Below are 17,474 nucleotides of genomic sequence, written 5' to 3'. Positions count from 1 at the left end.
GTTATTTTTCCTGCAGGGCGACTGCTGAAAAATCCACGCCTTGCCAACCGGTTTGCATAAAGTTACGGATATTTTGATGATCACTGCCGTTTGGGTTCTGAAGTACATCTTGACGGTAATAATCGCCGAATAAATGGAGTGTTTGAGCTTCGTTTAATTGATGTAATTTGGCAAACGATAGAATTTTACAAGACCCTTGGTTTTGCTCTGCTGTATTTTCTAAATCGCCATTTTTAAATGCCTGTGGAGTAAATACATACTCACTTTCGATCACTTCAATCACTTGTTTAAACTGAATGCTAGCTGGATTTTGTTTAATTTGTTTCAGTAAGGCTGGTAACAACGACATATCACACTCAAAAGATAACTTAAAAAGCTGATTATAGCCTGAAAAAGGGCTTAAGATCATGTGAAATTGTCAGGTATCTGGCGCAAAGTTTAGCTTTTACGCCAGCTACCTAAGATCGTTATTTTAAGCGGCGGTTGAACATTAAAATGATAAAAAAGAGTATAAAAGCAAAACTACTACTGCCAGATCTGATGCTGTATTGCTCTGTATCTGATTGATCTGTATTTTGCTCGTTTTCAGCCTTGTCATTTTCTACGACTGTAATTGCGACTGTTTTATCAAGCTTAGTATGACCGTAATCCAGTACTAACAAAAAAGTTAACGTTTGCGCGTCCATTGGGGCCTTAAAATAAAGCGCCGATAGCTCAGGTTTAAAGCTCACCTGACTGCCACCAATTTGTTGCCAGTGATACTTAATCTGTGTACCTACAGGGTGTTGTTTAGGTCTAGCGTCCAAGTTGACGTACTCACCTGCATTTACTCTGATCTCATGGTTAAAAACAATATCGGGCAGTTGATTGTCAGTTTCTGAATCACATTCGTGGGCGTATACAAGATTTGCAAATTCTGGATAATCAATAAAAGGGTTACGATTGCCTTGGTATTCGTAAATGACCTTGTTGCGATTTTGCTCAAAACTATCCACAACATCTTGATTATGCCAAGCCAATAAGGTGCAAAGTCGACCCACTTTTGTATCAGACAGTTGACTAAGATCGTCTATTAATTGCAAATCGGGTGTTAAATCCGAACTATCCCCTTGGTAGCGCGTATCCATGTAAAACAGGATACGAGCAATATCTCCTTTGACCTCATCTCTGGGGGCAAAAGTTTGCGCGTCTAGATTAATTGAGTTTGTACTCGCTTCGTCTAATGGCACGCCGCCAAGCGCAAAATCAAAATGAGCGCGCGCTGCGTTAACACTGACGTCTGCCGGTTTTAAATGATGCAGATCAGTAAAAGCATAAGCTTCGTCCGTGGTTAACCCTCTACTTCTTGGCCAAATATGTTCGCGATTCCAAGCGTCCTGATCGCTAGACTGAGCCCCACTGGCATTATTGGCTTTTGGCACTGACCAGCCTGTATAAACCTCAATAATATTGTTACTGTTGACTGGGTCCTGGTCCGATTCGGTTAACACCGTCCAGACTTGTGCATAGGTCAGCTTTTTATGTGAACGGCTAATAATCTGATTTAACGTCTGTTTTAGTCCAGCCTTGTCAGCAGAGAGCGCATCGGCATAATAATCACTCATCACTAATTGGCTATTATCGAGAATTTTGTCTACCTCTGGGCAGTTTAAACACACAGCTGGCTGTGATGAATCGCCGCTGCCATTACCTTCCCCAGATTCGCCGCCGTTATCCGTGTTACCGCTATCTGACGAGCATGCCCCTTCTCCGGGACATCCCAAACCATCGAAGGTATTCTGAGCAAACGTTTTCCACTGTAAGGGACTGTTTGGAAATACAGCTTGTGCGTTTTCATCGCCGCTAGAAATAGAATCCAACCGGCGAATGGTTTTATCGCGGGTTGAAAAGTCAGCGTCGTTTATGCTCTGCCATGCTGAACCTGGATCTACCCCGAATTGACCAATTCGATCAACGATAGTGCCATCTTTAACTAATGTTAACGCATCGTCACCATTAAAAAAGGTTACGCTGGATGAGATGCTGAAATCACTAGTGCCCTGAAATTCTGCATCAGCACTTGAATTATAAATGACTAAACTGGCCCCTGCAGGTAAAACAAACCCGGTCAAGTCCAAGCTGTTAGTATTTTCGGTTGTACCGTTTGAATGTAAACGCACCTGGTATTTTTGCGCGCCTAAATCAACTTGGCTACTGCCTAAATTAGAAATTTCGATTGCTTTATTATGTCCACTGCCTTCAACGTATTCGGTAAATATAACCTCTGCTTGTGCCACCGAACCAAAACCGGCTGCTATCAAACAACTGAATAATAATTTTTTAAGTTTCATCCTGTATCCCAACCTTGTTATTCATCAGCCAGATACTGCAATGAGATGATGAATAACAAGTGACATCTGAACGAAATTTTTGCGACACCTTTATTTTGCGCGGACAAACTTTTTAAGCATTGCAGGCAATATACAAATATCTGTTAAAAGCGCTAATATCATCGCAAAGCCAGTGAGTACGCCAAATAAGACGCTGGGGACGAAGTCGGAAAAAAACAAAGAAAAAAAACCGAGCACAATAACAAGTGTTGTGTAAAAGAGCGCATAACCAACCGTCTGGTTGGTACTTTTAATGAGATCATTGCTCCCTTGCTTCATTTCATGTTGATATCTGTGAATATAATGAATGGTGTCATCTACCGATATCCCCATTGCAATAGCCCCTATGGTTAATGTCATTAAATCCAACGGGATCTCCATGAACCCCATAAAACCTAAAATAGCGCCAGTGGTTATTAAATTTGGCACCAGCGCAATTAAAGCAATTCGAAACGACCGGAAAATAAGGTATAACACCACCAGCATAACAAGGTAAACTAACCCTAGGGTATTGATTTGAGAATCTATTAAACGAGAAAGAATATCCTGATATAAAATAAACAAATTAGTCAGTTGATAATCTTCAGCCGCAATGCCAGCATCAGCCAACTTTTGTTTTATATCGGCAACCAACTGCTCGCGATTCAATCCTTCGGTTGAATCTTTTACCCGACTACTGATCCGTATTTGTTGATCATCAATCGAAAAATAGGCATTAAATATCTGGTTTTTAAGGTCGTCATCTAACGTATTGTAGAGTGCTGTAATTTCATATTCGGTCGCCGGCTTACCACGCACCACTTGGGCAATTCGTAAAAAATCAGCAATTGAAGTAACGCTACCTATGGCTGGATCTGATGCCATAATATCATGGAGCTTTTGTACCTGCTGGGCGTTTGCAGCTGAAATGATTAAGTCGGGTTTTGCCTGCTGCTCAGGCAAATCATAAATTAAATCAAACGGAGTAGAACCACCAAATTCCTGATCGATATAAGTGAGTTCCTGATAGACCTCGGTTGATTCGTCAAAATAATTTAAAAAACTGTTTTCTGCCGTTAATTTAAGCGCGCCGATCATACTTACCGCTAATATACCAACCCCGAGCAGAATAAAACTTTTACTAAAACGATTACTGGCGTTTGCTAAGCCAGTTAAAAACGCATGAATTAAGCTATGTCGAACGATTTTTTGTTTGTCATTAAAAACTAAACTACATATTGCCGGAAAAAAAACTAAACTAATCAACAATGATACAGACATGGCAATCACCATCATATAACCAAAACTGATCACAGGTTGAATACCACTAAAGATTAAAGAAGCAAACCCTATCATGGTGGTTAATGCAGCATAAAAACATGGTTTAGCTTTATCTCGCAAAGTTTGCTGCATTAATTGTGCATGATTAATATCTTTTGCCTGTTCAGAGTTTTCCTGATATTGAACCAATATATGAATAATTACCGCCAATGTTAAAATAATTTGCAAGGCAATCACATTGGCTGAAATAACCGTTACTTTAAGACCTAAAATAGCCAATAAACCTAAGGTACAAATCACCGCCACAGCACAAGAGAGCATAGGTAGCAACGCAAAACGTATACTGCGAAACAGAACTAATAAAACTAACGTTACAACAATGACAATGGCACTACCAAATATCACCAAATCACTAGAGATAATTTTTAATAATTGGTGTCCCAGCAAATTAGCCCCACCAAGGTAAAACTCACCTTTGTCTTGATATGGGGTTAGTATTTCACGAATTTGGCGGATCTCTTCGCTACGCGTTTGATCAACTTGTTGGCTAATCTGCTTTCGCTGCTCAGTCAGCTCATCAAGTTCGTTTTGCTGATCTGCGGACAGCTCCCCTGTTAGCATTTTTTTTTGAATAGAGACAATTTTTTTGTCTAGTTTGCTAATTTCTGGATTGTTTTTAAAAACGATTTGCATCGACAGTGCATCATGCGCTGGATTAACTAATAAACCTTCGTATAAAGGGTGTTTTTGCAAAGTTAACCGCATGGTATTTGCATTGTATCTGGCATTTTGCCAGCTCAAATCATCGGCATTAAAGCTATCGGATAAACTAATATCGCCGGCAGCAAACAAGGGGACATTGGTAATGTTAGTGACACTCTTCACCCGCCCCAGTTGTTTAAATTTATTTGAGATCTCTACTAACAGGTTTAATACTTCAGCGCTATAAATATCCTCTGCTTTAGGTTTAAAAGCCACTAAAATAAATTCTTCCGGCGCATACTTCTGATTTGCTTGTTGGGTGCGAATATAATGTTTATTATCTTTGACCAATAAAGTATCAGCCGATGCATCCATCTCAAAATTTTGGCTTTGGTACCCTAAATAAACACTACCAAAGAAAAAAACCAATACGATAAATAACGCCATTTTTGGCTGAGTGATTTGCATTTTTATTCCTCTTGCTGATTATTTTTTTCAGCCTCTTGACGACGTTTAGCTGCTTGATCTCGCTGGATCTGCTGTAAATAAAAGTTGCGTACAAACGTATAAGGATCTTTTTTCTGCTCAGTTAAATCTGGGTACTTTTTAAGATATTCTTTGTTATCATCAAAACCCTCCCAAATAAGTAATATTCGACCTGCCGTTTCTTCATCTGTGTTATTGAGTGGGTGTAAAAAAAAGTCTGAACCAAACGCAAGTGTATCTCGCACATCACTGGGACCGATAAAAGGCAAAACAATATAAGCACCATAGTCCATGCCATAAAAGGCCAGCGTATCGGCTAAATCGACTTCGTTGGGAGCAAGACCAAACCAGCTGTCAGCAGTATCAAACAAGCCTAATAACCCCAATGTTGTATTTATGCCAAAGCGGGCCAAGCTAATACCAGAGTCTTTAATTTTACCTTGGGCAATATTATTTAAAAACGAAATGGGTTCGCGTAAATTATCAAAAAAATTTTCTACACTGTCATCAATTGTTTGAGGCACCACATAGGTATAACCTTCCGCAAGTGGTATTAAAAAATATCGGTATACATAATCATTAAAAACAAAGATCGGACGGTTAATGCTTTCAAGCGGATCATAATAGTCTTCGTAAGCGACGACGGCTGGCTGGTCTAAAGGTTTTTCGTAAGGCCCGAGTTGCTCTTGTGGTGACTTTGTTGAAGATTGTGTTTGTGAGGCTGAATTATTTTGCGAGTGACTAGATAATGTTTGCTCATCGGGCACAGATGAACAGCCAGAGGCTAGTGCAACAAACAAAGTGAGTATAATTGTTATTTGTTTCATGACTGCTTTCCTTATCCATTTGACTGCTGTTTACGTCTTAAATATAGCCTAAGATCAATCAAATAAGCGGACACAGTTAACAAACTAACAAGGCAAAAATAGAAGGGCACCAAAACATTTTGTCACCCTTCTATGGCCGCTTTAAGCGGCTGATTTTTCTTGCGCTTTACGGTTTTGTTTTTTGGTATATACAAACAAACCTGTGAAAGCAATAATTAAAATAAGTGGGAAAATCGTTAAGTTGGCTAATGTAATTTGACCAGCAAAAATATCCGCCGCTGGGCCGGTTAAGTTTTGCTCCGCCGCTTGCGCACGACCAGCATCAATCCAACTACCGATAACCGGATTCCATAACCCAGTTGCAAACATACCTACGCCACCGATAAGCGACATCCCTAATGCACCGGTTCTTGGTTGATATTCAGCAATAAAACCTATCATAGTGGGCCAAAAATAAGTCACACCAATTGCAAACAATAGCGCTGCAAAATAAATCATACCGCCACTGGCGATACTCATTAAATAAATACCAATGCTTGACAGTATTGCAGACATTAATAAGATGCCGGCTGGGTGTAAACTATGTACCAGGGGTCCAGCAAAATAACGCCCGACAGCCATAACACCTGTGATCATTGCCATGATAACCATAGGCGCAACACCGCTGGCACCTAAAATACGCTCGATCCACTGTTGTGTGCCAAGTTCAGTTGTTGCCGTTAATGACATGCAAATTAACATAAAAATAAACAACGGTGAGGCTAATGCTTTGACATTATGAGCAGTTGAGTTATCTACATGATCTGAGGGTGGAAAGGTTTGAGTAAACATCATATAACCATAAATCAAGGTAGGTAATAACATCACGGCAATTTGCATTTGCCAGCCCATATCAAAACTTGTCATACCTTGAGAGACCAGTGCACCAATCACAATGCCGCCCGGGAACCAAACGTGAAAACGGTTTAACATAGTCGTTTTATTGGTATGATAGATGTTAGCGATCAGTGGGTTGCAACCTGCTTCAACGGAACCATTGGCAAAACCAACCAAAAAGCTAGAAATTAATAATAACCAAAAACCATCAGCTGCAATGGTCAAAATTAACCCTAATAAATGGCCAACAAATGCAATCATTAGCAGCTTTTTAGCTCCGATCCAGTTATACAATAAACCGCCAAACATGGTGGCTACAGGAAAGCCAAAAAACGCCATCGCATTGATCCAGCCCAGCTCGGTATCTGTTAAGCCAAAGCTATCCCCTAATTGGCCTAATACACCAGCCCGAATAGCAAAGGTCATAGCCGTCACTACCAGCGCAATGCAACTGGCGGTAAATAGACGTGAACCTTGAGTTTGTGTCATTTTGTGGCTCCTAGTCCTAAAATGCTGCGGTTAAGATCGGTATCGGCTGCAACAGAAGCAAAATCGTCAAAGGCTTTTTCTGCTCGTTCGATAAGGTGAGCTTGAATAAATGGTGCCCCTTCACGTGCGCCCTGCTCTGGGTGTTTTAAACAACACTCCCACTCAAGCACCGCCCAACCGGTGAAACCATATTGAGTTAACTTGCTGAAGATAGCGCTAAAATTAATTTGCCCATCTCCTAAAGACCGGAATCGCCCCGGACGATCGACCCAATCGGCGTATCCCCCGTAAACACCGGCGCGGCCAGTCGCGTTAAACTCGGCATCTTTTACGTGAAAAGCTTTAATGCGCTCATGATAAATATCAATAAAGGCTAAATAATCAAGCTGCTGTAAAATGAAGTGGCTTGGATCGTATAAAATATTCGCTCTAGGGTGATTGTTGGTGGCTGCTAAAAAGCGCTCAAATGTAATGCCATCATGTAAATCTTCGCCAGGGTGTAATTCATAACAAACGTCTACACCAGCATCATCAAAAGCATCTAAAATGGGTAACCATATCTCAGCCAGTGCTTTAAAACCTTCATCAACTAAACCAGCTGGACGTTGTGGCCAAGGGTAAACCGTTTGCCACAATAAAGCGCCACTAAAAGTTGCATGTGCAGTTAAACCTAAATTTTGACTTGCTTTGGCCGCATACAATAGCTGTTGTTTAGCCCAAGCTTGCCGTTGCTCCGGTTTGCCGTGTAATTCTGGCGGTGCAAAACCATCAAACATGGTATCATAACAAGGGTGAACGGCCACCAACTGCCCTTGTAAGTGAGTCGATAGCTCACTAATGGTTAAACCTGCATCGGCGACAATTTTCTGCACTTGTTCACAATAGCTTTTACTTTCTGCCGCTTGTTTAAGGTCGAATAAACGCGCATCCCAAGTGGGTATTTGAATGGCCTTATAGCCCATATTTGCCGCCCATTTGCAAATTGACGGTAAACTATTAAATGGTGCTTCGTCGCCGGCAAATTGAGCTAAAAATATGCCTGGCCCTTTTATTTGACTCATAGACATTCCTCTTTGTTGTGCTTATAAATTCTTATTGGGTTTTAAAATCGTGCCATTTTAAATCAGACTGACTACTATTAACGGCCTGCTCGATAAATGCCATCCCTCGGACAGCTTCTTTAATGCCCGGCATATCCGCTGCCACTTCATCGGGCTGAGTACCGGCTTCGAGAGCGCGTATTTGACCGACAAAGTTGCGATACAAATTCGCAAAAGCTTCTAGATAACCTTCGGGGTGACCAGCAGGCGTTCTTAAGTTGGCCAAGGTTATATCTGCCAACTGCCCCCAACCGGCCCGATGTATTTGGGCAGCATGCTCATTACTGCGTTGGATCAGCGTATTAGGTTCTTGCTGCGCCCACTCTAACCCACCTTTTTCACCATAAACTCGAATACGTAGGTTATTTTCTTCGCCAACAGAAATTTGGCTAGCCATTAATACACCCCGAGCGCCATTTTCAAATCTTAATAAAACAGTCCCATCATCATCTAACTCACGGCCTTCAACGATAGAATTTAAATCTGCACATATCTGGCTGATCTGATCGCCACAAACATACTCCGCTAAATTGGCAGCATGAACTCCAATATCACCCATGCAACAACTGATGCCCGCCTGTTCAGGATCTAAACGCCACAATGCCTGTTTGTTATCTTCCGCTGGTGGTTCAGCTAACCAGCCCTGCGGATATTCCACAACCACTTTGCGAACTCGACCTATTTCACCGGTCGCTACACGATATTTAGCTTCTTTTACCATAGGGTAAGCCGTGTAGGTGTGGGTTAGTCCATATAAACAACCACTAGATTCTACTATGTCTCTTAATTCTAGGGCTTGCTGATAAGTGAACGTAGCAGGTTTGTCTGAAATCACATGAAATCCATGTTGCAGTGCCATTTTAGCGACCGGAAAGTGCAAATGGTTCGGCGTGACTATTGCCACAAATTGCATTCTTTTGTCTTTGGGCAATTTAGCTTCTTCGGCAAATAGTTTTTCGTAACTATCGTAACAGCGCGCTGGGTCTAAAAATAAAGCCTCTCCCGAACGTTTGCTGCGTTCTGCATCGCGGCTAAATGCACCACAGACTAATTCGATCTGACCATCTAAATTAGCTGCTAACCTGTGCACGACACCAATAAAAGCCCCTTGGCCACCACCGACCATGCCCATTTTTACTTTTTTCATCTAAACTAGCCTCTGTTGGTTAACCTTATGTTAAGCATATTAGTTTAGACTGTTGACTTGTAGTTATAAAAAAATCGGTGTTTAATAGGACAAATTCGGCGCGTAAGAATAATTAAATCGTTTTACCTATGAAAAAAAAGATCACCAGCAGCGAAGCAGAGACGTTTTTAAAGGTCTGTGGCAGCCAACAATTAATCCATATGTTTGATATCTTACCTGACATTTTATTCTGGATAAAAAACCAACATAGCCAAATTATGTACGCAAACCAGTCATTTTGTGAGCACATCGGCGTTTCAACCCCAGAGCAAGCCATTGGCGTAACAGATTTTGATTTTGCCCCACCGCATTTAGCTCGGCAATTTGTTCAGGATGACCAAAGAGTAATGGCTGGCAACAATGTGGATGATAGACTAGAAATGAACATTACCAGTCAGGGGACACTGAGCTGGTTTACCACTTCTAAAAGACCTTTATATAACGACCAGGGTGGTATTATCGGCTCGTACGGAACTTCTCGCCACTTAGAAAAAACGTCGCTGGCTTTTACTGGCATGCAGGCATTAAAAACACCCGTTGAATACATTCGAAGTCATTTCATGAAAGATATCTGTGTGGTTGAATTGGCCGCAATAGCCCATTTATCAGTCAGTGCACTAGAGCGCCGTTTTAAAAAGTATTTACATAAAACACCAAAACAGTTCATCAACGAAATCAGATTGGAGCATGCAAGAAAATTACTCGTTGAAACCACTTTGCCCGTCGCTCTGGTAGCAAATGAAAGCGGTTTTAGTGATCCGAGTTATTTTACCCGGCAGTTTTCACGTTTATTTGGCGTTAAACCCTCTGAATTCAGGCGCAGCTATCAAGCATAAACCTGAGCGTTTTAAAACGACTAAGCTGTCTTTAAATACATACTCATTGGCTCAATCGCAACAGTTGGCAGAGCCAGTCAACTGCATACTTTCGGAAAAATATTCTTGATTATTGAGCGCTGTCGTTTTAATCACTTCATAAACCCAAGCCGGTAAACTTGGGTTTAACCGATAATAAACCCATTTACCGCGACGTTCGTCTGTCAGCAGCTCACATTTTCTTAACTCAGCCAAATGACGAGACACCTTAGGTTGGCTTAGCTGTAGTCCTTGCGTTAAATCGCATACACACATGGAGTCGGTTTGACATAACAAAAGAACAATTTTCAGCCGAGTATCATCGGCCAAACATTTAAATAACGGCAGTGGAAGCACCTAACCTCTCCATATTTTAATACTCTATCTCTATCAATTTACTGCTGGCTCAGGGTAATATAACCAGATTCTTTATTAAACTACCCCAGAAACTCGATGTCAGCAAGCTTGCACGAATATCATTGGATTACTATTCAAGAAGCCTCCAGTATTACCGGCGCTTCGTTGGCTATTATTCAAGATACCGTCCATAAATACAGCCACAATCCGAACAAATTAAAAACTCAGTATATCGATGGCGATCTATACGTTGATAAAAACCAAATCATTAATTTATTTCCAGCTTCTGCCAATGTTATTGAGAAAGAACGGGTGCCAGCCACTTTGTTTAAATGGTTTGATGAATTAAGACGCACCTATGAAGCCAGTATCAACGCAATGTTTAATAGAGTAGAAACACTCAAACAAGCGCATACTGACGAATTAAAACAACAATACGACGCCCAACTTAAACATCTACAGTCGCATATTAAAAAGCTCGAACAAGACGCTCAATTTTATCAGCAACAGCTTAGTGAGCAGCAACAAACCATTAAACAGTTAAATGAGCGCTATGATACTGTGATGCACGCTCTGGCCAGCCAGCACAGAGCACCATTGCCGAGTAAGGATATTACCCCAGTTGCAGATAAAATTGAATCCATGCAGGTACCAACCGCCGACAAAACAGACAAACCCAAAATTCAAGCAGCCAATACTCAACTGGCGCAAGATATTCAAAAGGCGTTAAATCACGCGTTAAAATCACGTGAGCAACAAGATTATATCTCTGCGGCTGATTATTTTGAACAAGCCGCTCTGCTTGGCTGCACGCAAGCCATGGGCGCGTTAGGGCGCGCCTATTTTATTGCTGAAGGGGTTGCCAAAGATATTGAAAAAGGATTAGCTTGGCTACTGCTTGCGGCCGAACATGGTTTTGTACCCGCGCAGCAGAAACTCCCGCCATTGCAAAACAAATATCCACAAGCTTATCAGGATGCGTTAGAGCAAGTCGAAATCATTAAAATCCAAATAGAGATTCAACAAAGCGATTATTACTAAAGGTTTAAATTATGACTCCGGAAGAAAAACAAACCCTGTTTGACGAATTTTTTACCTTGCCAATGCAGGTCACCATAAACTTGCAACCACTTTCCGCTGATCAAGAAGAACCCGATGTCGAGGCATTATCAGAAGAGATCCCCTACCCTTTTAAACTCGCGAGTCAATTTAAACAAATGGAACAAGGCTTTTCGGCTAGCCAACAAAAAGTCCAGAATTTAAACGAGGATGTTTTTGCCTATCTAAATATGCAAAACCGAAAAATAGATTTAGTGCTCTCGTTTTTATTGATGCAAGAAAATAACAATCAAGCTCGGTATCTGACCGAAACATTTGGCGCCGGCGGTTTAACCCTAATCACAGATAAAAATTGGTCGCTTGAACAAATTTTTCAGCTTAAAATATTCATCCCTGAAGAAGCCAGTGCAGTATACTGTTACGCACGTATTGTTGATAAACAAAGCGCAGCATCCGGGTTTATTTACAAACTGGTTTATAGCCAGATTTTAGAGGCCGACCGCGAGGTTCTCGTGCGGGCGGCACTGCATGAACAAAGCAAACAATTAAGAGCACTCGCCAAAAAGCGTGCGGAAAAAAACAACACTCATGAATGAACAAAAAAAATTTTTACCTGAATGGTATCCACAAGATGCCATTATGCTCACTTGGCCACACAAAAATAGTGATTGGGCCGATAATTTAACCTCAGTAGAAAAAGTTTATTTTGAATTAGTTAAAACAATTGCTGAGGTGGAAAAAGTTGTCATTATTTTTCAAGACGCAAAACATCAAAATCACATTATTGAACAACTGACTCCCATTCCCCAACTAGACAAACAAATAATCTGGGTGCAAGCGGCTGCCAATGATACCTGGGCACGCGATCACGGCCCTATCTGTGTGCAAGACCCCGAGCAAAACATCATTGCATATAATTTTATTTTTAACGGCTGGGGCAATAAATTTGATGCTGAGTTAGATAATCAAATAAACCAAAACTTGTTTTTGCAACTCAAAACTAAACATCACAACATACCTCTAGTTTTAGAAGGTGGTAGTATAGAAACAGACGGTGATGGCACCTTATTAACCACTAAAGCCTGCTTGTTAAACCCAAACCGCAACCCTGAAATCACAGCTGATGAGCTCGAACAACAATTAAAAAGCTTATTTTCTGTTGAGCAGATTTTATGGCTTGCTAATGGTGAACTTGCTGGCGACGATACAGATGCCCACATAGATACGCTAGCCAGATTTGCACCCGGTCACACTATCATCTATCAAGGATGCCAAGATCCTCACGACCATCATTATTCTGCGTTGCAAAAAATGGCGCATCAATTAACAGACTTTCGTGATATCCATCAACAGCCATACCAGCTATTTGAGTTGCCATGGCCATCCGCACAATATAATAACGAGCAACAAAGGTTACCGGCAACATACGCTAACTTTCTGTTTATTAATCAAAAAGTTTTATTACCCGTATACGGCGTTGAGCAGGATCAGGCGGCCATTGAGGTGATGCAAAACGCATTGCCTAATCATCAAATTGTAGCGATAAACTGTCGCCCAATCATTGAACAATTTGGCAGTTTACATTGTCTGACAATGCAGTTGCCACAAGGATTTTTATCTTCAGAGGTCTAATATGAGCGTTATCAAAACAGCATTATTACAACATGCAAACACCGTAGATTGTGAGCATAACTTCAATAAAACACTTGCTGGAATACGCACCGCGGCCGAAAAGGGCTGTCAGTTGATTGTTTTACAAGAATTGCATAAATCCCTCTATTTTTGCCAAAGTGAGGATGTAAATCAATTTGATCTCGCTGAACCCATTCCCGGGCCATCAACTGAGCAACTATCCCAGCTTGCTGCTGAACTCGGTATTGTGATTGTTAGTTCGCTCTTTGAAAAACGTGCTACCGGCCTATATCACAATACAGCCGTGGTCCTAGACACTGATGGCAGTATTGCCGGCAAATATCGTAAAATGCATATCCCTGATGATCCTGGGTTTTACGAAAAATTTTATTTTACGCCAGGCGATCTTGGTTTTATCCCAATCAAAACCAGCTTAGGGACATTAGGCGTACTTGTATGCTGGGATCAATGGTTTCCAGAAGCCGCTCGTTTAATGGCGATGGCTGGTGCCGAGCTGTTAATTTATCCAACGGCAATTGGTTGGGATCCTAATGATGATGACGCCGAACAAGAACGACAACTAGATGCCTGGGTGATCAGTCAAAGAGCACATGCCGTCGCAAACGGTATTCCGGTTATATCTTGTAACCGAGTCGGTTTTGAAGCTTCACCGGATGAAGAAGGTGCGGGCATACGCTTTTGGGGGAATAGTTTTGTCGCCGGCCCACAGGGTGAGATACTGGCCCATGCGGGCGACAGCGAAGAAGAAATCTTAATCGCTGAAATAGATTTGGCACGCAGTGAATCTGTCCGCCGGATCTGGCCTTACCTGCGAGACCGACGGATAGACAGTTATCAAGATTTAACTCGTTTATACCGAGATTAAAACTGGTATTGAACGCCTAGATTGACGGTCGTGCCAAGTCCTTTGACATTATAACCACCGTAAGTATAAGCTTGCGCACGACTTGGGTAATAATCAGCATTAAATAAATTTTCAATGCCGACAAAGGTTTGCCAAGCAGCTGTTAGTTGATATTTTGCGTTGACATTTACCAGGTCATAAGCACTAACGGGACCCTGATCGCCGACATAATTACCATCCTCATCTGGCGCAAAACGTTTGCGGCTATCAACATATACATAGTTAATATTAACTGACGTATCTTGATACGGGGTCCAGTTTAAATGAAGCGTCGTTTTGGCAGGAGAGATATATTTACCACCAAGATACAGGTTATTTTCTGTATCTTTACCTTCGCTAATACTATAAGTTGAAACGAGTCTAAGCTGTTCGTTAATTTGCCAGTTAAATAATGCCTCAAAGCCCCAAATTTTCTGTGGCGCACGAACTGGCATATAAACCCCTGTTGTTTCATCAAAACTATTGGTTGTTCCAAGTTCTGAAGTACTTTTAAATATCGCGGTCTCAACTCGAATGTTCTGATTTATTTGCGACGTAAAACCAATTTCATAATTGTCGATAATTGAAGCTTCAGTGCGTATATCAGCAATATCAAACACAGTTGCAGTTCTTAATAAGCGACCTATATCAGAGATATCAGCGCCTTGCGAATAACTGACAAATGGCTGAAAGTATGGCAAGTATGTTATTTTAACGGCTGCATTATAAGTTGTCGCTTGGTAGTTCAACTCATCTCCTTTTACCGAAAAAACCTCTGAGCACTGATCTTCCGAACGACATAATTTAAGGGTGCTATAATCATCTACTTGTAAATCGATATTTTCGTTTCTCACACCCGCTTTGATAATAATATTGTCATCATATAGCCATTTAGTTTGCACAAAACCAGCAACATTTTCCATGTCCATTTCAGGTACCCATATACGGCCATCCACTAGCGGTTGTGAGGTTACGTCATTTAAAAAGTCGACCCCATAAATCAAGTGAGCTTGCCAATGCTCGTTTAAACTTATATTTGTATTAAAAGTGCCTCGTAGACCTTTTTTTTCAGATTTGATAATGGACTGACCACCGTTATAACCCTCATCCGGGTTAGCTAACACAGGCGAAAAGAAAAACACATTATTAATATCTTGCTGATAATAATCTAACGTCATTTGAGTATTCGCAAAAACATCATAATCCGTATATTTGACGGTGAAGTTGGTATTACCATCAGGACCCTGCGGCTCACCACGCTTTTGAAGGTCTTCACTGGCATGGATCGCGTAACTTTTTTGACCGGTATTTAGATCACCAAACACATCAGCCAAATCTGTTTCTTGCTGTGAGCTGTAATAATTAAAACTCATCTGCAATTGTTTATCAGCATCAAACTGATAGCCCAGCTTAGTGAAGTAGTTTTGTGTGACAGTATCAGATAGACCATATTGCAAACCCAGAATATCGCCTTCTGCATCACGTTGAACACCATTTTCTTCGTAACTGGCCGCGAATAAATAGCTGAACTTACCCTCTCGGCCGTTTAGCATAGCTTCGGTGCGAACACCAGCAGACTCAGCCACCTTGACCGCGCTAAATCGACTCGACAAACTGACCTCGCCTTCTACCCCTGATCGCGCAGCACGTTTGGTTATATAGTTGATAATACCACCGGCCGCGCCATTACCATAAATTGAAGTGGCCCCTTTGATGATTTCAATTCTTTCTATCACACTTGGGTCTAACGTTTTAACCCCTAGCGAGCCGTTGCGTAATGGCGTGGATTGAGGCACACCGTCTATCATCACTAACGGACTACGACCCCGTAACGTTTGCCCTGTGTTACTAGAGCTGCCTGTATCTGGCGCCATACCAGGCACAAACATTGACAACATGCTTTGTAATTCGGGCGTTACCTTAAGATATTCTGCAACCTGCTCTGGACCAATCACAGTAATAGACGCAGGGACTTCATCAATACTTTCAATCACACGACTGCCAGAAACTACAATATTTTCCATCGGCGCTTCATTGGCCATGGTAGATGCGCTAAATGCGCTGAAAAGACTCGCAGAAATCGCGGTATAAATAAACGAATGCATATTTTTCATTATCTTTCTCCTAAAATCGCCGCTATCCTAATGAGAGCCAACAATTAAATCAAATGAAAATGATTATTAAGTTTATTTACACAATTTGTGTCTTTTGAGCCAAAAATAACAGCCCGTATAAATAAACAAAATTGGGCTTAGGGCAATCATCAACCATACAACCTCTAATAAGGGTCCCGCAAAACCACCAATATGAAATTTATACCTAAAGTTCCAAACTTGCGTCGCAAAAGAGGCCTGACTCATATCCTGCAACTGCAATACTTCGGCCGAATAAGGATTTAACCACACATAACTATAAGCGTAAGTTTCTCCGGGCATTCTAATTCGATAACGAACCACAGCATTGTCATCAGTTGAAAAATAAATCCGTCTTAATTCAGCTTCTGGCAATGCAGCCAGCGCCTTTTTATAGACTTTTTGCTGATCAATTGGCAAAGATTGAGGTTCGAGTTTAGGGGTTGTTAAGCGCGATTCAATTTGGCCTGGACTCAGCACATTGACTAACCAGCTGGTCGGCGTGGACCAATTAAATGCGATGCCAGAAAATGCGATTAATACGAGCGGTAGTGCTAAAAAAACACCAAACGTTTGATGCAACTGATAATAAAACATTCTTCTTTGCGCTGAGGGTTTTATTTTTAATCGTTTTAACCGATTTTTAGGTTTTACCCACAAATAAAAACCCAATAAAACCTCAATGATCAAAAATAGTGAAATAACAGATACCCAGTTTCGCAGTGGCGTATTGCCCTCTTCATCCATCCACCATAACCAGCGGTGCAATGCCATGCTAAAACCATATAGAGTTTGATAATAATCGTATTCGTATAACACCTCTCCAGTATAAGGATTTACATTCACATAGCGACCGCTGGTCAGTCTTGCCGCCCAAGCATGATCTGGCGTTTTCTCAACGGTGATAAAAGCAAGCTTGTCTTGAGTCGTGTGCTCTACATGGCTCACTAACCGATTCATATCGACAGTGCCTTGACTGGATTCAAGCAGCCAATGTTCAGGCCAAATTAAACGCTGAATATCTTGTGCGTATATTAATAGTGCGCCAGACAAACTAGTGATTAATAAAAAAATGGCTGCGATACAAGCCAGTGTTAAATGAAAACGTCGCCAGAAATGTTTAAACACAGGAAAAACTCGTAAATTAATAAATACAAATGAAACTAATTCCTATTATCTCAGCTAACTTAAATAAAAAAAACCTTAACCGGGAAATAACTATGCCATGTTTCCATAATATA

General features: G+C 41.2%; 15 protein-coding genes. 5 read left to right on the top strand and 10 right to left on the bottom strand.

The window, feature by feature from the left end; genetic code table 11:
- Window position 1: 1 nt before the first annotated feature.
- The 7 genes from C727_RS0108015 to C727_RS0107985 form a co-directional block, all read right to left on the bottom strand.
- Entirely contained in the window at window positions 2-349 is a 348-nt protein-coding gene (locus C727_RS0108015; protein WP_026052626.1) for a HopJ type III effector protein, read from the bottom strand.
- Between the two features lie 118 nt (window positions 350-467).
- Window positions 468-2,330 carry an endonuclease gene (locus C727_RS19020; RefSeq protein WP_017445107.1) on the bottom strand — a complete coding sequence of 621 codons (1,863 nt, stop codon included), beginning with the start codon at window positions 2,328-2,330 and terminating at the stop codon, window positions 468-470.
- Between the two features lie 90 nt (window positions 2,331-2,420).
- Window positions 2,421-4,799: an efflux RND transporter permease subunit gene (locus C727_RS0108005; protein ID WP_017445106.1), complete on the bottom strand. Its 2,379-nt coding sequence runs from the start codon at window positions 4,797-4,799 to the stop codon at window positions 2,421-2,423.
- 2 nt (window positions 4,800-4,801) lie between these two features.
- A complete protein-coding gene (locus C727_RS0108000) occupies window positions 4,802-5,644 on the bottom strand; it encodes an MlaA family lipoprotein (RefSeq protein ID WP_017445105.1) in 843 nt (280 codons plus the stop codon).
- A gap of 141 nt (window positions 5,645-5,785) precedes the next feature.
- Window positions 5,786-7,009, bottom strand: a complete 1,224-nt coding sequence (locus C727_RS0107995; RefSeq protein ID WP_017445104.1) for an MFS transporter — start codon at window positions 7,007-7,009, stop codon at window positions 5,786-5,788.
- Window positions 7,006-8,070 carry a sugar phosphate isomerase/epimerase family protein gene (locus tag C727_RS0107990; protein ID WP_017445103.1) on the bottom strand — a complete coding sequence of 355 codons (1,065 nt, stop codon included), beginning with the start codon at window positions 8,068-8,070 and terminating at the stop codon, window positions 7,006-7,008. Before C727_RS0107990 ends, C727_RS0107995 begins: the two co-directional genes overlap by 4 nt.
- A 31-nt stretch (window positions 8,071-8,101) precedes the next feature.
- Window positions 8,102-9,256, bottom strand: coding sequence for a Gfo/Idh/MocA family protein (locus C727_RS0107985; RefSeq protein WP_017445102.1), 1,155 nt, complete (start codon window positions 9,254-9,256; stop codon window positions 8,102-8,104).
- A gap of 128 nt (window positions 9,257-9,384) precedes the next feature.
- On the opposite strand from C727_RS0107985, the gene C727_RS0107980 reads away from it, so the two are divergent.
- On the top strand, window positions 9,385-10,131 hold the full coding sequence (locus C727_RS0107980) for an AraC family transcriptional regulator (RefSeq protein WP_017445101.1): 747 nt from the start codon (window positions 9,385-9,387) through the stop codon (window positions 10,129-10,131).
- Window positions 10,132-10,182: 51 nt separating this feature from the next.
- Here C727_RS0107980 and C727_RS0107975 read toward each other — a convergent pair whose 3' ends face one another.
- The gene (locus C727_RS0107975; RefSeq protein WP_017445100.1) at window positions 10,183-10,506 is read right to left on the bottom strand and encodes a metalloregulator ArsR/SmtB family transcription factor; all 324 of its coding nucleotides are present in this window, start codon (window positions 10,504-10,506) and stop codon (window positions 10,183-10,185) included.
- Between the two features lie 96 nt (window positions 10,507-10,602).
- On the opposite strand from C727_RS0107975, the gene C727_RS0107970 reads away from it, so the two are divergent.
- Genes C727_RS0107970 through C727_RS0107955 form a run of 4 tightly spaced genes read left to right on the top strand, consistent with a single transcriptional unit; the run spans window position 10,603 to window position 14,083 of the window.
- Window positions 10,603-11,547: a tetratricopeptide repeat protein gene (locus tag C727_RS0107970; RefSeq protein WP_017445099.1), complete on the top strand. Its 945-nt coding sequence runs from the start codon at window positions 10,603-10,605 to the stop codon at window positions 11,545-11,547.
- A gap of 11 nt (window positions 11,548-11,558) precedes the next feature.
- Window positions 11,559-12,161, top strand: coding sequence for a PilZ domain-containing protein (locus C727_RS0107965; protein ID WP_017445098.1), 603 nt, complete (start codon window positions 11,559-11,561; stop codon window positions 12,159-12,161).
- Complete coding sequence (locus tag C727_RS0107960) at window positions 12,154-13,197, top strand: agmatine deiminase family protein (protein ID WP_017445097.1); 1,044 nt, start codon at window positions 12,154-12,156, stop codon at window positions 13,195-13,197. Before C727_RS0107965 ends, C727_RS0107960 begins: the two co-directional genes overlap by 8 nt.
- Before the next feature lies 1 nt (window position 13,198).
- Window positions 13,199-14,083, top strand: coding sequence for a carbon-nitrogen hydrolase (locus C727_RS0107955; RefSeq protein WP_017445096.1), 885 nt, complete (start codon window positions 13,199-13,201; stop codon window positions 14,081-14,083).
- Here the strand turns inward: C727_RS0107955 and C727_RS0107950 are convergent.
- Both C727_RS0107950 and C727_RS0107945 read right to left on the bottom strand, forming a co-directional pair.
- Window positions 14,080-16,218: a TonB-dependent receptor gene (locus C727_RS0107950; protein ID WP_420196318.1), complete on the bottom strand. Its 2,139-nt coding sequence runs from the start codon at window positions 16,216-16,218 to the stop codon at window positions 14,080-14,082. The two genes, C727_RS0107955 and C727_RS0107950, sit on opposite strands and share 4 nt — an antisense overlap.
- A gap of 69 nt (window positions 16,219-16,287) precedes the next feature.
- Complete coding sequence (locus tag C727_RS0107945; protein WP_017445094.1) at window positions 16,288-17,361, bottom strand: PepSY-associated TM helix domain-containing protein; 1,074 nt, start codon at window positions 17,359-17,361, stop codon at window positions 16,288-16,290.
- Between the last annotated feature and the right edge of the window lie 113 nt (window positions 17,362-17,474).

The organism is Gayadomonas joobiniege G7 (assembly GCF_000300815.1).
Lineage (GTDB): Bacteria > Pseudomonadota > Gammaproteobacteria > Enterobacterales > Alteromonadaceae > Catenovulum > Catenovulum joobiniege.
Note: the sequence above shows the minus strand (reverse complement) of the source record. Positions and strands in the feature narration are given on the sequence as shown.